The organism is Enterobacter sp. C3_dUdeg (genome assembly GCF_057536195.1).
This window is the reverse complement of sequence record NZ_BAAKFX010000018.1, coordinates 13,557-28,383: the sequence shown is the minus strand read 5'-3', so window position 1 is coordinate 28,383 and position 14,827 is coordinate 13,557. Positions and strand designations below refer to the sequence as shown.

15 protein-coding genes are annotated in these 14,827 nt (G+C 56.2%); 8 read left to right on the top strand and 7 right to left on the bottom strand.

Translation table 11 applies throughout. The features are described from left to right. Nucleotides 1-172 precede the first annotated feature (172 nt). The 4 genes from kduD to AC27FC_RS22610 form a co-directional block, all read right to left on the bottom strand. Nucleotides 173-934, bottom strand: a complete 762-nt coding sequence (kduD, locus tag AC27FC_RS22625) for a 2-dehydro-3-deoxy-D-gluconate 5-dehydrogenase KduD (RefSeq protein WP_196354986.1) — start codon at nt 932-934, stop codon at nt 173-175. A gap of 63 nt (nt 935-997) precedes the next feature. Continuing rightward, entirely contained in the window at nt 998-1,834 is an 837-nt protein-coding gene (gene kduI / locus AC27FC_RS22620) for a 5-dehydro-4-deoxy-D-glucuronate isomerase (protein ID WP_094934845.1), read from the bottom strand. 235 nt (nt 1,835-2,069) lie between these two features. Beyond that, nucleotides 2,070-3,248: an acetyl-CoA C-acetyltransferase gene (locus AC27FC_RS22615; RefSeq protein WP_038417283.1), complete on the bottom strand. Its 1,179-nt coding sequence runs from the start codon at nt 3,246-3,248 to the stop codon at nt 2,070-2,072. 93 nt (nt 3,249-3,341) lie between these two features. Beyond that, on the bottom strand, nt 3,342-4,208 hold the full coding sequence (locus AC27FC_RS22610; protein ID WP_033146457.1) for a LysR family transcriptional regulator: 867 nt from the start codon (nt 4,206-4,208) through the stop codon (nt 3,342-3,344). A gap of 105 nt (nt 4,209-4,313) precedes the next feature. Here AC27FC_RS22610 and AC27FC_RS22605 point away from each other — a divergent pair, with 105 nt between their 5' ends. Both AC27FC_RS22605 and AC27FC_RS22600 read left to right on the top strand, forming a co-directional pair. Further along, a complete protein-coding gene (locus tag AC27FC_RS22605; RefSeq protein ID WP_487160411.1) occupies nt 4,314-4,775 on the top strand; it encodes a multidrug/biocide efflux PACE transporter in 462 nt (153 codons plus the stop codon). Between the two features lie 119 nt (nt 4,776-4,894). Further along, nucleotides 4,895-6,124, top strand: coding sequence for an amino acid permease (locus tag AC27FC_RS22600; RefSeq protein WP_094934846.1), 1,230 nt, complete (start codon nt 4,895-4,897; stop codon nt 6,122-6,124). 55 nt (nt 6,125-6,179) lie between these two features. On the opposite strand, the gene AC27FC_RS22595 is transcribed toward AC27FC_RS22600, so the two are convergent. Beyond that, entirely contained in the window at nt 6,180-6,632 is a 453-nt protein-coding gene (locus tag AC27FC_RS22595; protein WP_029742214.1) for an Lrp/AsnC family transcriptional regulator, read from the bottom strand. Nucleotides 6,633-6,747: 115 nt separating this feature from the next. Here AC27FC_RS22595 and AC27FC_RS22590 point away from each other — a divergent pair, with 115 nt between their 5' ends. Continuing rightward, complete coding sequence (locus AC27FC_RS22590) at nt 6,748-7,359, top strand: LysE family translocator (RefSeq protein ID WP_039263308.1); 612 nt, start codon at nt 6,748-6,750, stop codon at nt 7,357-7,359. A 27-nt stretch (nt 7,360-7,386) separates the two neighbouring features. On the opposite strand, the gene AC27FC_RS22585 is transcribed toward AC27FC_RS22590, so the two are convergent. Further along, nucleotides 7,387-7,659 carry a GNAT family N-acetyltransferase gene (locus AC27FC_RS22585; RefSeq protein ID WP_008499687.1) on the bottom strand — a complete coding sequence of 91 codons (273 nt, stop codon included), beginning with the start codon at nt 7,657-7,659 and terminating at the stop codon, nt 7,387-7,389. A gap of 10 nt (nt 7,660-7,669) precedes the next feature. Next, entirely contained in the window at nt 7,670-7,900 is a 231-nt protein-coding gene (yjdI, locus tag AC27FC_RS22580; RefSeq protein ID WP_008499689.1) for a 4Fe-4S mono-cluster protein YjdI, read from the bottom strand. Nucleotides 7,901-8,076: 176 nt separating this feature from the next. On the opposite strand from yjdI, the gene AC27FC_RS22575 reads away from it, so the two are divergent. The 5 genes from AC27FC_RS22575 (at nt 8,077) to AC27FC_RS22555 (ending at nt 14,566) form a co-directional block, all read left to right on the top strand. Further along, nucleotides 8,077-9,717 (top strand): ATP-binding protein, encoded by a 1,641-nt coding sequence (locus AC27FC_RS22575; RefSeq protein WP_048975230.1) that lies wholly within the window; start codon nt 8,077-8,079, stop codon nt 9,715-9,717. After that, nucleotides 9,701-10,396: a response regulator gene (locus AC27FC_RS22570; RefSeq protein WP_143346521.1), complete on the top strand. Its 696-nt coding sequence runs from the start codon at nt 9,701-9,703 to the stop codon at nt 10,394-10,396. Before AC27FC_RS22575 ends, AC27FC_RS22570 begins: the two co-directional genes overlap by 17 nt. A gap of 168 nt (nt 10,397-10,564) precedes the next feature. Continuing rightward, entirely contained in the window at nt 10,565-11,653 is a 1,089-nt protein-coding gene (locus AC27FC_RS22565; protein WP_023309072.1) for an ABC transporter substrate-binding protein, read from the top strand. An 80-nt stretch (nt 11,654-11,733) separates the two neighbouring features. Further along, the gene (locus AC27FC_RS22560; protein WP_023309073.1) at nt 11,734-13,503 is read left to right on the top strand and encodes an ABC transporter permease; all 1,770 of its coding nucleotides are present in this window, start codon (nt 11,734-11,736) and stop codon (nt 13,501-13,503) included. Then, nucleotides 13,496-14,566: an ABC transporter ATP-binding protein gene (locus AC27FC_RS22555; protein ID WP_094934848.1), complete on the top strand. Its 1,071-nt coding sequence runs from the start codon at nt 13,496-13,498 to the stop codon at nt 14,564-14,566. The genes AC27FC_RS22560 and AC27FC_RS22555 overlap by 8 nt, the downstream gene beginning before the upstream one ends. Nucleotides 14,567-14,827: the final 261 nt, after the last annotated feature.

The following is a 14,827-nucleotide window of genomic DNA, read 5'->3' as shown; positions in this document are numbered from 1 at the left end:
GCGAATAATCACGTATTTTTACTAATCAGTTAATATTTAAGCAATAAAAGTGTGATTGCCGTCATTTGTGATTTTTTAGTATGGATTTTTCATCTTTAGCGATATGGACTAAGCCAATTATTGCGCAAAAAAAACCTCCGCCCACGGGCAGAGGTTCTTAATACGGGTGGAATTAACGCGCCAGCCAGCCGCCGTCTACAGCCACGGTGTAGCCGTTGATGTAATCCGATGCGGAGGAGGCCAGAAAGACAACCGGCCCCATCAGATCGCTCGGCAGACCCCAGCGTCCCGCCGGAATGCGGTCGAGGATTTCCGCGCTACGCTGCTCGTCCGCACGCAGCTGCTGCGTGTTGTTCGTCGCCATGTAGCCCGGCGCAATCGCATTCACGTTGATGTTATGTTTCGCCCATTCGTTTGCTAGCAGGCGGGTCACGCCCATCACGGCGCTTTTGGACGCGGTGTAAGACGGCACGCGGATGCCGCCCTGGAACGAGAGCATAGAGGCAATATTGATGATTTTGCCGCCTTTCCCCTGCGCAATAAAATGCTTCGCCGCCGCCTGGGACATGAAAAATACGCTCTTGATGTTCAAATCCATCACGTCATCCCAGTCGCGCTCGCTGAAGCTGATCGCGTCTTCGCGGCGGATCAGCCCGGCGTTGTTCACCAAAATGTCGATATGACCGAATTCAGCCACTGCGCGGTCCAGCAGTTCAGGAATGGCATCGATTTTACGCAGGTCAGCGGTCAGGCTCAGGAAACGGCGGCCCAGGGCCGTCACGCGTTCGATGGTCTCAGTCGGTTCAACGATATTAATTCCGACGATATCGCAGCCCGCTTCCGCCAGGCCTAACGCCATTCCCTGACCCAGCCCGGTGTCACACCCGGAAACCACAGCCACTTTCCCCTGCAGAGAGAATGCATCCAGAATCATGTTTATTCCTTACTCTTTCAGAGCCTGTCACTCACAGGCAGGTTTATGCTTCACCGCCCGCGACTAGCGCAGATCGCTGACCGCAACGTGGTCCATATCATCAAAGACCTGGTTTTCCCCCACCATTCCCCAGATAAAGGTGTAGGCTTTCGTCCCTACGCCGGAGTGAATGGACCAGCTCGGTGAAATCACCGCCTGCTCGTTGTGCATCACGATATGGCGCGTTTCCTGCGGCTGTCCCATCATGTGGAATACGCAGGCGTCCTCATCCATGTTGAAGTAGAAGTAGACTTCCATCCGGCGCTCGTGGGTATGGCACGGCATGGTGTTCCACAGGTTGCCTGGCGCGAGCTCGGTCAATCCCATGCTGAGCTGGCAGGTCTCCAGCACGTCCGGCACGAAGTATTTATTGATGGTGCGGCGGTTGCTGGTGAGGTTGTCGCCCAGCGTCACGGGTGCGACGTCTGCGGTGGTCACTTTTTTGGTTGGGTAGGTGGAGTGAGCCGGCGCGCAGTTGTAGTAAAACTTCGCAGGCCTGCTGCCGTCGATGCTGGCAAAGACCACGTATTTCGCCCCTTTACCCACATACAATGCCTCGCGATGGCCAATCTCATAGCATTTTCCGTCTACGGTGATGGTGCCCGGCCCGCCGATGTTAATCACCCCCAGCTCGCGACGCTCGAGGAAGTAGCTCACGCCCAGCTGCTTACCGACCTCACCGCCCACGGAGACGCTTTTCGTGACCGGCAGAATCCCGCCCACAATGATGCGGTCGATATGGCTGTAAACCATGGTGTACCTGTCGGCCTCGAATACCTGCTCGACTAAAAATGCATTGCGCAGCCCCTGAGTATCCAGCGTTTTGGCGTGCGCACTGTGGATGCTTTCTCTGACGTCCACGGTAACCTCCAGATGTGGTCATGCCCGAAGGCGGAAATAAACGAAACAGCGTTCCGTTTTTCATAATGAGCACATACTATCGGCATAAAGCGGGCTTTTCAATTATATTTAAAACAACGTTTCATTTTTATTTTTGTTTATAGCGAAAATGATGTTCGGATCACAATTAAGCCGCCGGGAGAAAAAGGACGCGAAAAAAAACCTCCCGGAGGAGGTCATTTTTAATGAGAAGAGGTTAGCGTTCGATGGCCAGCGCCACCCCTTGCCCGCCGCCTATACAGAGTGTGGCAATCCCTTTGCGGGCATTGCGCTTTTTCATTTCGTGGACCAGCGAAACCAGGATCCGGCAGCCGGACGCACCGATAGGATGGCCCAGCGCGATCGCGCCGCCGTTAACGTTGACCCGCAGAGGATCCCACTCCAGCATTTTTCCGACGGAGATCGCCTGCGCGGCATAGGCTTCGTTCACCTCGATCAGATCCACATCCGAAAGCTGCCACCCCGCACGCTCCAGGCAGCGGCGGGTCGCGTAGACCGGTGCGATCCCCATTAACGCAGGATCAACCCCTACGCTGGCGAATGCTTTAATGCGGGCCAGGACCGGAAGATCGAGTTCAAGGGCTTTGCTTTCGCTCATCATCATGACGGCGGCAGCGCCGTCGTTAATGGAAGAGGCATTTCCCGCCGTCACCGAGCCCTGCATTTCAAACGCGGGGTTCAGCCTCGCCAGGCCTTCTGCGCTGGCGTCAGTGCGCGGCTGTTCATCGGTATCCACGAGGATACGCTCGCCGCTCTGACGCTGCGTGCTGACCGGAACAATCTCGTCGCGAAAGCGACCGGAATCAATTGCCGCACGCGCTTTTTGCTGCGAGCTTAGCGCATAGGCATCCTGCACCTCACGGCTGATGCCGTACTCGCGCGCCAGGTTTTCCGCCGTCACGCCCATATGATAGTCATTGAACGCATCCCAAAGCCCGTCATGCACCAGGCTGTCGAGCAGCTGACTGTTGCCAAGCTGTGCGCCGGTCCGGCTGTCGGTCAACACGTGCGGCGCGCGGCTCATATTCTCCTGCCCGCCCGCTATGATCACGTCCGCTTCACCACACTGAATGGCTTGCGTCGCGAGATGCAGCGCTTTTAATCCTGAACCACAGACGTCGTTGATGGTGATGGCCGAAACGGTATTGGGCAGCCCGCCCTTCAGCGCCGCCTGACGCGCAGGGTTTTGCCCGGCACCGGCCGTGAGAACCTGTCCCAGGATCACCTCATCAACTTCATGTGCTGCGATCCCGCTGCGTTCCACCAGCGCTTTTACCACCACGCTGCCCAGGTCAACCGCCGAGTGACGCGCGAGCGCTCCCTGAAAACAGCCGATAGCTGTACGCAACGCACCCACTATTACGACATCTTTCATCACGACCTCTGTGTTAAATGACATGACGATAGTAGAGGATTGTTACTGGCAATTATCTTAATTGTTTAAAAATAGTGAGTTTAATCACAAGGATCAGCGCGCATCCTGCAGATACTGCCGCAGCCAGCTGCCGGCAACGCCGGGAGGGGATCGTTTATTCCACAGCAGATCGATGCCGATCGCCCGCGGCCAGCCGGGAACACTGAGCTGTACCAGGGATTTCGCGGCGGCAAATTCATCCACCAGAGCGCACGGCAGCACGCACCAGCCAAATCCCTGTACCGCCATACTCAAGAGTAACAGGTAATTCGGTGCTGACCAGACGGGCCCGCGCGCGATCTCAGCCTCGCGCTCAAGATAGGTGCTGAGCCGCAGCTCTCGCCAGCCGTGCAGCTCGTCATGCTGAACGTCATGTTGTCCGGCCAGCGGATGCGTGGTCGCGACGTAGATCGCCATGCGGGTCTGCATCGGCAGGCGGGTGACGCCAATATCCGTAGGGTAACTGTCGCGCGCTTCCGTCAGGCCAATCTGCGCTCGCTCCTTTTGCAGCAGATCGATCACGTCCTCTTCCTCGCCAATCAGACATTCGAATTCCGTATGGGGAAAATGCGCGTCAAACTGCTTCATCATCTCTTCCAGCACGTCCGGGTTGAGGGTATCGGAAAGGACAAACGTCAGACGCGCCTCCGTTTGCGCCGTTAGCGATACCGCCAGCTCATCCAGCCGCGTGCTGGCGGCCAGGATCGCCTGCACATAGCCCAGCACCTGTTCTCCCTGGACCGTTAACACCGGCTGGCGCGCCGAGCGGTCAAACAGCTCAAAACCCAGATCGGCTTCAAGATTGGCAATTGACGTGCTGATCGTCGACTGGCTTTTACGCAGCCTTCGCGCGGCAGCGGAAAAAGAGCCCGCCGCAACGGTCTCGACAAACGCCTTAAGGGCTTCGGGTGAATAGCGCATAACCTATCTACTTTAGCGATGGATACTATCTTTAATATATCAGCTTTAGCGATGAAAATAGGCTGCATCAACGCCCATACTGGCGAATTAATGAGGTCTATGACTATGCAACATCAGGATGCACTCCAACGTAAACTGCTGGAGCGGATCTTTCATGCTGTCTGTTTCGAAGGGATTGCGACGGCGATCCTCGCCCCTACGGCGGCGTGGCTCATGCAGCGTTCCGTGGTGGAGATGGGGGGGTTGACCATTATCCTGGCCACTACCGCCATGCTCTGGAACATTCTTTATAACTTCGGCTTCGACCGTTTCTGGCCCGTTCAGCGCGTCAAACGTACCGCAAAAGTACGTGCGCTGCATGCGCTGGGGTTCGAATGCGGGTTTATTGTGATTGGTGTGTCGATTGTCGCCGCCGTGCTGGGCGTTACCCTGCTTCAGGCATTCACGCTGGAAATAGGTTTCTTCCTGTTCTTCCTGCCCTACACCATGTTCTATAACTGGGCATACGATTGCCTGCGCGAGAAATTTCTTAAGCGTCGCCAGCAACGGCGAGCCCTGGCAGGCTAAACCGCCTTTGGCCGGACGCCCGTTCCGGCCAAACTCCGTCGAAGCAACTGCGCTCTTCAGGCATAACTATGGTAAATTGCACGCCATTCCGATGGTTTGATAGTTGATACGTTGCTCTAATGTCGAAAATTTGGTCAAAAGATGAGACTCTCTGGAGTTTCGCTCTCTATGGCACGGCCGTGGGCGCAGGAACGCTGTTCTTGCCCATTCAGCTGGGCTCCGCAGGCGCTATCGTCCTGTTTATTACCGCCCTCGTGGCCTATCCCTTAACCTACTGGCCGCACCGGGCGCTGGTGCAATTTATCCTGTCGTCGAAAACAAAAGGCAACGAAGGGATCACCGGCGCCGTCTCGCACTATTACGGCAGGAAGATTGGCAACCTGATCACCACGCTCTATTTCATCGCCTTCTTTGTGGTGGTGCAGATTTATGCGGTGGCCATCACCAACTCGCTCACGGAGCAGCTGGCGAAACACCTGACGGTGGATACCGCCGTTCGCGTGCTGGTCAGCCTGGGAGTGGTGCTGGTTCTGAATCTGATCTTCCTGATGGGGCGCCATATCACGATAAAAGTGATGGGCTTCCTGGTGTTTCCGCTGATTGCCTATTTTCTGTTTGTCTCGTTCTATCTGACCGGAAGCTGGCAACCTTCGCTGCTGACCAGCCAGATGGCCGTCGATCGTCATACGCTGCATCAGGTATGGATTTCGATTCCGGTGATGGTGTTTGCTTTCAGCCATACCCCGATTATCTCAACGTTTGCCGTTGACCGTCGCGAGAAATTTGCTAACGGCGCCATGGATAAATGCAAGAAAATCATGAAGGTGGCGTACCTGATCATCTGCCTGAGCGTGCTGTTTTTTGTCTTCAGCTGCCTGCTCTCAATTCCGCCGTCGTACATTGTGGCCGCCAAAGAGCAAGGGGTAACGATCCTGTCCGCGCTGTCGATGATGCCTTCTTCTCCGGCGTGGCTGGGCATTTCCGGGATTATCGTGGCGATTATTGCGATGTCGAAATCGTTCCTCGGCACCTATTTTGGGGTGATTGAAGGGGCGACGGAGATCGTGAAGTCGTCGCTCAATCAGGTGGGCGTGAAAAAGAGCCGCGCCTTTAACCGCGCGATTTCCATTATGGGGGTGTCGTTAATCACCTTTGCCGTCTGCTGCATTAACCCGAACGCCATTTCGATGATTTACGCCATCAGCGGCCCGCTTATCGCCATGATCCTGTTTATCATGCCGACGCTGTCGATGTATCTGATCCCCTCACTGAAACAGTACCGCTCCATTGGCAACCTGCTGACGCTGATCGTCGGCGTGCTGTGCGTGTCGGTGATGTTTGTCGGCTAAACGCCCTGCATGCCCGGCGTTCTGCCGGGCATGCCTCTCAGTCTCGCCCTGCTGATTACAGCGGAAAAGGTCTGTCCTGCACGACCGTTTTCATCACAAGCGTAGAGCGAAGGTGCTGCACGCCGGGCATGGCGGAGAGCTTCTCGTCGTAGAGTTTCTGGAAAGCGGACAGGTCGCGGGTCACGACGTGCATCAGATAATCGGGATCGCCAAACAGACGCTGAGCCAGCACGATCTGCGGGATTTCCTCCACCGCCGCTTCAAACGCGCTAACCGCCTTTCTGTCACCCTCCTTCAGCGTCGCAAACACTATCGCCAGGAAGTTGAATCCCATTTTGGCGGGGTCGAGGCTGGCACGGTATCCCGTTATGGCCCCGCTTTGCTCCAGCGCCCGCACGCGACGATGGCACGGCGAGAGGCTCAGATTCACTCTTTCCGCCAGCTCGGTAAGGGATAAGCGGCCATCAGACTGTAGCTCAGCAAGAATTTTTCGATCGATGCTATCCATGTGGAAGATTTTCTCATTTTCACGGTGTTATGAGCATAACATTGAAAGCCTATTTCGCAGGGTTAGCGATATTCTTTTTCTCAACGTTTGACGCACTGCGGGAGTTTTCAGAACGATGGAAATGAGTATTGTGGCCGGCTTTTGGGTGGTTTCTTTTCTGCTCATCATGACGCCGGGCGCCGACTGGGCCTACGCCATTAGCGCCGGGATTAACGGGCGACGCGTGGTACCGGCGGTGATGGGGTTAATGTCCGGGCATCTGTTAGCTACGCTGATTGTGGTGGCTGGCGTGGGCGTAGTGATTGCTCAGCATCCGCTGGCGTTAACCGGGCTGACCGTTGCGGGGGCCGTGTATCTCCTCTGGCTTGGCATCGGGCTGTTGCGTCACCCGGCCGCACCGGAAAAGGCCACCCACCATGCGGGAAACTGGAGACAGTGGGCGGTGAAAGGACTCTGCATTAGCGGCCTTAACCCGAAAGTTTTTTTACTTTTCCTGGCGCTGCTTCCGCAGTTTACCGACCCGACCGGAAGCTGGTCGCTAGCGATGCAAATGTCCGCGCTTGGCGTGATGCACCTTATTACCTGTACGCTGGTCTATCTGCTGGTGGGGTATGGTTCGAAAGCGGTACTGGCGACCCGGCCACAGGCGGCGCGTAGGGTGAGCATGGCGTCAGGAGGGATAATGGTGCTGATCGCGATGGTATTGCTGTTTGAGCAGGTAAGATAAAAAAACACCGGCCATCGCCGGTGTTATTTACGCCCGAATATCGTCATATTCCCGCGTTTTATCAAACTCATGCTTCGCGAACGGGCACAGCGGGATAATTTTACGGTTCTCACCGCGCATCTTCTCCACCACTTTCGCCACCAGCTGTTTACCGACGCCCTGCCCTTTCAGGCTCTCATCCACATCGGTGTGCTCGATAATGCTCAGGTGCTCGCCGGTCGGTACAAAGACAATCTCCGCAACCTGGTTGCCGTTCGCATCATTGACGTAAAACTTGTTATGGCCTTCCAGAATATCCATGGTTCCTCGCTTATTTTTGGCGATACTTCAGCGCACCGCTCGGGCAGGTATCAATCACGCGTACAACCGTTTCAACGTCCACTTCATCGGGAATGATCCACGGCTTACGTTTCAGATTAAACAGCTTTGCGCTCCCACGCACGCAGTTACCTGAGTGTTTGCAGATCCCGGTATTGAAGTAAACGTCAATTTTCTCGCCGGTATAGGCCCGGTAACCCGCATCCAGTAGTTCTTTGTCCATGACATTGCCTCTGTAATTATTATCGTGCTGAATGAAGCATAGCCTTACGGGATCCTGATGGCTATAACGCCGAAAACGAAAAGCCAGGTCACAACTCTTTTCTCGCCAGATTGCGTCCGCTATTGGCCCATGTCAGGCTCGGCAAATGTCACTTTTACATAACTTCCGCAGGTTGAATGAAACGCAGACTCTCTTTTCAGGTAAAGCTGTTTTTAGCGCTGGTGTGCTTCTCCTGCCTGCTGTTAGTTCTGCTGGGAACAATCCTGTTCCATTTTATTGACCGACAGCTCCATCACGATCTCGGCCAGCGCGCCCGGGTTCAGGCCAGCCAGATCGCGCTGATGCCGGGTCTGGCGGCAATGGTAGCGGCCAGAGATATTCCGGGAATAGCCCGGTTAATTCAGCCGCTGCGCGCCGAAAGCGATGCCAGCTACATTGTGATTGGCGATACCGAGGAGCAGCACCTTTATCATTCGGAATCCCCGGAGCGTATTAATTTACCGATGATCGGCGGGGATAATGCCGAGGTGTTAAAGGGCAAAACCATTATTTCCGTGCGTCAGGGCGGAATTGGCGTGTCGCTACGCAGCAAAGCGCCCATCTTCAACGCGCAGCATCAGGTGATTGGTATTGTCTCGGTCGGCTATCTGACGTCGTATATTGCCAATATTAACGCCCGCATTCTCTGGCAGTCCGGGCTATACGGCGCTGCGCTTCTGCTGCTGCTGTTTATTTTCTCCTGGCTGTTTACCCGCAATTTAAAAAAACAGATGTTCCGGCTGGAGCCGAAAGATATCGCTCAGCTGGTTTTGCAGCAGCGCGCGCTATTAGAAGCCATGTACGAAGGGGTATTTGCCGTTAATGGCGAGAAGCAGCTGATTTTAATTAACCGCGCGGCACGCGAAATGCTGGATATTCGGCAAAGTGAGAAAGAACTTATCGGTAAACCGCTGGAAGACATTCTGCAGACGGCGCCGGGGTTTTTATCCCAGCGCTACGCCTCGGTGAGCGCTGGCAGCCACGACCAGATTGCGGTGCTGAACCAGCGCGAGGTGATCGTCAACCGGGTAGCCATTGAGGTCGAACCGGGCGTTGAAAGCGGTTGGGTATACAGCTTTCGCGACAAAAATGACATCAACACGCTCAGCAGCCAGCTCAGTCAGATCAAACGCTATGCGGATAACCTGCGCATTATGCGCCACGAACAGCTGAACTGGACCGCCACTCTCGTCGGGCTACTGCAGATGAAACATTATGACGAGGCCATCCGTTACATCCAGGTGCAGTCAGAAGGCGCGCAGCGCGTGCTGGACTTTGTCTCAGCCCATTTTGTCTCCCCGGCGCTGTGCGGGCTGCTGCTCGGAAAATACGTCAGCGCGCGCGAAAAAGGCATCGAGCTGCTGTTTGACCCCGCCTGCCAGCTCACCCGCATGCCTGCCGCGCTGAGTGAAACGGAGCTGATGTCCATTATTGGTAATCTGCTGGACAACGCCGTGGAGGCGACACTCAACGCGCCGGTCCACGCGCCGGTAGAACTCTACATTTCTGACCGTAACCAGGAGCTGCTGATCGAGGTGGCTGACCGGGGCTGCGGGGTGGACGATGCGTTGAAGCCGCACATTTTCCGCCAGGGATTCAGCAGCAAGCCGGACAGCGAAAACGACATTGTGGGTACCGAGCACGGTATTGGCCTGTTCCTGGTGGCAGGATATATCGACAAGGCCGGCGGCAGCATTGAGATTGCCGACAACACGCCGCAGGGCACTATTTTTTCTGTGTTTATTCCGAATGGGCAACAGCATGACCCGACCACTTGACGTTGTGATAGTTGAAGATGAGCCGCACCTGGCGGAGCTGCATCGCGAGTATATCGAGCAGAATTTCCATCTGCGCGTGGTGGGCATCGCCGCGTCGATTGAGCAGGCATGCAGCCTGATTCGTCAGCACCAGCCGCGACTTATCCTGCTGGACAACTATCTCCCGGACGGTAAAGGCGTGGAGTTAATTGATAATCCGCTACTGAAAAGCTACGAATGCTCGGTGATTTTCATCACCGCCGCCAGCGATATGCAGACCTGCAGCCACGCCATGCGCAGCGGCGCGTTTGACTACCTGATTAAGCCCGTCTTTTTCCAGCGCCTGCACGCCTCGCTGGAGCGGTTTATGCGTTTCATCCACACCGTGCAGCAGGTGAAGGTGGTCGACCAGCATGCGCTGGATCGCCTGTTTAATCTTCCCGCCGCGGAAGCCTCCATTACGCCGTCGACGAAGGGCATTGAACCCCAGACGCTGGAACGGATTAAAAACCTGTTCGCCGAGCATCCCGACAACGCGATGTCGGTTGAAGAGGTGGTGGAAAACGTGGGGATCAGCAAAACCACGGGGCGTCGCTACCTTGAATACTGCGTGGAGAGCGGGTTAATCAGCGTCGAAATGCTGTATGGCAATATTGGTCATCCGCGAAGGTTATACCGCAAAGCGCCCGATAAACCGTAATCCAGAACCGTTCACAGGCTAACGTTCGCGGATTTTATGGTGTTAATTGCTGAAACGACGGCGACAATCACACTTCGGAATCATTGCCCGCTTCACCCTCTTGTGGGTGGAGCCCGATACGCTATGTTGACAATTAGTTCCTCAAATGTAACTAAAAGGTTAACTATAATGTCGAACACGTTCCGAATTTCTCTGCTTACCGCTACTGTACTGTTCTCTGCTTCTGCACTCTCTGCCCTGCCGCAGGGCTATCCTGCTGAATATCAAAAAGTTGTTGATGCCGCAACGAAAGAGGGCAAGGTTGTTATTTACTCCACCACCGACATCAAGGCCGCCGGACCGCTGATCCAGGGCTTCGAAAAAACCTACCCGGGCATTAAAGTCGAATACAACGACATGAACAGCACCGAGCTGTACAACCGCTTCATCAGCGAACAGGCCTCCGGTGGCGTGAGCGGCGACGTGGTCTGGAGCTCCTCTATGGACACCGGCCTGAAGCTCGCCACCGACTACGCCATGGAGTATAAATCGCCGGAGCAAAGCCAGCTGCCGAAATGGGCGGTCTGGAAGGATAAGGCTTATGGCACTACCTATGAGCCGGTGGTCTTTATCTACAACAAGCGCCTGATCCCGGCTGGCGACGTGCCGGATTCTCACGCCGCGCTGGCGAAACTGATTGCCAGCCAGACGGACAAATTCAAGGGCAAAGTCACCACCTACGACATCGAAAAATCGGGTCTGGGCTTTATGCTCTCGGTTCAGGATCACAACGCCGATCCTAATTACTTCAAAACCCTGGCCGACGTCGCCAAAGGTGGCTTATCAGTGCAGTCGTCTACCGGCACCATGATGGAGCGCGTCTCCTCCGGTGAAAACCTGATCGGCTTCAACATCCTCGGTTCCTACGCGGAAGCGCGCGCGAAGAACGATCCTTCGCTCGGCATTTCCTATCCAAAAGATTACACCCTGGTGCTGTCGCGCGTGTCGTTCATCAGCCAGCAATCGCAAAACAGCAACGCCGCGAAGCTGTGGCTGGACTATGTGCTGTCTGAACAAGGGCAAAACATTCTGGCCAATCAGGCGGATATTCCCTCCATTCGTAACGATATCGAAGGGAAAAACGATATCGACGGCCTGACCAAAATCCTCGGCAACGCGCTGAAGCCAATTCCGGTTGATGAAACGCTGCTGGAATACCTGCAGCCGAAAAAACGCCTGGAGTACATCAAAGAGTGGCGTACCGCCGCCGGTAAATAAGCGTCTGAGCGCGGCGCAGGCCGCCGCGCTCCCTTATCGACTGAGTTCGTTTTTCTGGGCCGCAACACCAGGGATACCCCATGAATACATTACGCAGAAAGTGGCAAAGCCTGCCGCGAGGCATCGTCGTGCTGATAACCGCCCTGGTTATCTATACGCCGCTGTCGTTTATCGTGATACAGAGCTTCCTGTCCGCCCCGTTCTTTTCGCCGTCAAAAGAGTGGAGCTTTGAATCATTTGAATTTATTTTCACCGACCCTGATTTTTATAAGGCCCTGAAAAGCGGCTTTATTCTTGCTTTCGGGCTGGTCTTTATCTCCATTCCGCTGGGCGGCGTGCTGGCGTTTCTGATGGTGCGTACCGACCTGCCCGGCCGCCGGCTGATTGAGCCGCTGATCCTGGTCCCGATTTTCGTTTCACCGATGGTGCTGGGCTTCGGCTACGTGGTGGCCGCCGGTCCGGTGGGCTTTCTCTCCCAGTGGGCTCAGGCGCTGATTGGCTTTGTGCCGTGGAATATCTACGACATGTCGAGCATTGTGGTCATCGCCGGCCTGACGCACGTCCCGCACGCCTATCTGTATATCTCGTCTGCGCTGCGCAGCGTGGGCTCCGATGTGGAAGAAGCCGCACGCACCGCGGGCGCGTCGCCCTGGCAGGTGATGACCTCCGTCAGCCTGCCGATGGTGCGCCCGTCCATTCTGTACGCCACCGTGCTGCTGTTCTTCCTCGGGCTGGAAGTGTTCGGCCTGATGCTGGTCCTCGGCGACCCGGAAGGCAACATGGTGCTGGCGACCTATCTCTATAAGCTGACGAACAAGATGGGCACCCCATCCTATAACCTGATGGCGGCGGTTGCCGTGGTGCTGATCTGCATCACCATCCCGCTGGTGATGCTCCAGCGTCGCCTGATGCGCACCGCCAACCGCTTCGTCACCATGAAGGGCAAGGCTTCGCAGGCCCGCGCGCTGCCGCTGGGTAAATGGCGCTGGGTGGCTGGCGGAGTGATTGCCTTCTGGCTCACCGTCACCATCGGCGTTCCGCTGCTCGGCGTGGTATTGCGCGCGTTTATCTCCAACTGGGGCGTGGGCGTTTCGCTGTGGGACGAGCTTTCTCTGAACACCTTCCGCACCATCTGGGCGCAGCCCAACCTGCTGCGCGCCATCGTCAACTCCATGGCGATTGGCGTGATTGGCGGCGCGCTGGCCGTGGTGTGCTACCTGTTTGTCGGCATTGCCATGCACCGCAAGCCGGACAACACCACGCGTTTTCTGGACTACAGCGTGCTGGTGCCGCGCGCCGTGCCTGGCCTGCTGGCGGGTCTGGCGTTCCTGTGGGTGTTCCTGTTCCTGCCGATGTGGCTGGATAACTCGCTGAAATCCGGCTGGCTTTCCGGGTTCGCCTGGACCGACTGGATGCGTGAAAACGTCATCGTCTGGCTGCGTTCGCTGCGCAGCACCATTTTCAGCGTCTGGCTGGCCTATACCGTGGTGTGGATGGCTTACGGGCTGAGGCTGATCTCTTCCACGCTGCTGCAGGTAGGGCCAGAGCTTGAGGAAGCGGCGCGCAGCACCGGGGCGACGCGCGGGCAGATCACCCGCCACGTCACCATCCCGCTCTCCCGCTACGGTCTTATCGGTTCGTGGCTGCTGATGTTCCTGATCTTTGAGCGCGAATATTCAACGGGTGTGTACCTGCTTTCACCCGGCACGGAGACCATCGGCTCGATGCTGGTTTCCCTCTGGGCCGCGGGTGCCATCGATATCGTGGCGGCGCTCTCTTTCATTAACATCCTGCTGGTCGTGGTAGGTCTGGGCATTGCCCTTCGTTTCGGAGTGAAAATACATGATTGAATTAGCGGTTGACGATCTGCACTTAACCTACGGCGACAATCCTGTTTTAAAAGGTGTCTCCATGAACCTGAAGCGCGGCGAAGTGGTCTCCCTGTTAGGCCCCTCCGGCAGCGGTAAAACCACCCTCCTGCGCGCCGTTGCGGGTCTGGAAAAACCGACGCAGGGGTCCATTGTCATTGGCAATAATAAAGTTTACGACGGCACGCCGCGCAGCGAGGTCCCGGCGGAAGAGCGTAACCTTGGGCTGGTGTTCCAGTCCTATGCCCTGTGGCCGCACAAGACCGTGTTTGAGAACGTGGCCTATCCGCTCAAGCTGCGCAAAGTCCCGGCCAAAGAGATCCAGCAGCGCGTGCAGGACGTGCTGGACCAGCTTGGTCTGGGCCATCTTGGCAAACGTCACCCGCACCAGCTCTCCGGCGGACAGCAGCAGCGCGTGGCGATTGGCCGGGCGCTGGTGTACAACCCGCCGGTGATTTTGCTGGACGAACCGCTCTCTAACCTCGACGCCAAGCTGCGCGAAGAGGCCCGCGTGTTCCTGCGCGAGCTGATTATCAAGCTCGGGCTATCCGCGCTGATGGTGACGCACGACCAGAACGAAGCGATGTCGATTTCCGACCGCATCCTGCTGCTTAACAACGGCAAAATTGAGCAACAGGGCACGCCGCAGGAGATGTACGGCTCGCCGAAAACGCTTTTTACCGCCGAGTTTATGGGCAGCAACAACCGCCTGCACGGCAAAGTCACCGAAGTGCGCGACGGCAAAGCGCGTATCGAAGGAAAAGGTTGGGTGCTGTGGGGCCAGGCCGGTGAAGGGGTGCAGAGCGGTGAAGAAGCGACGGCGGTGATCCGCGTCGAACGCGTGGCGGTGGTCGAGGGGCCAGGGGAAAATCAGCTTGAGCTGCCGCTGCTCACCAGCATGTATCTCGGCGACCGCTGGGAGTACCTGTTCCGCACGGTGGGAGATGATTTTGTCATTCGTGCGTATGGGCATGAGGTTCGGGATCCGCAGCACTGCCATCTTTCGCTGCCTGAGAAGTATGTGTGGGTGTTCCCGAAAGGGTGAATGGGAGAGAAAAGGCTGCGGGATGCAGCCTTTTTTGCTTTGACAATCCTGCGTAGAGCCAATGCTGCCAGCGCACCCATACCTTCCACTGCGAGCTAATTCCCGTCCAGAGCCTGATTTGCCATCTCCCCCAATAGCTGACCAGGCTTCAGTTTTCATCAGGTTTTTTATGGTATTCGCAACACCCTGATGCTTACCTTCCAGGGCGTTTAGAGCTTTATTGCAGTAACTGTCACCTATCGCCAGGCTGTCAGAGCCAAT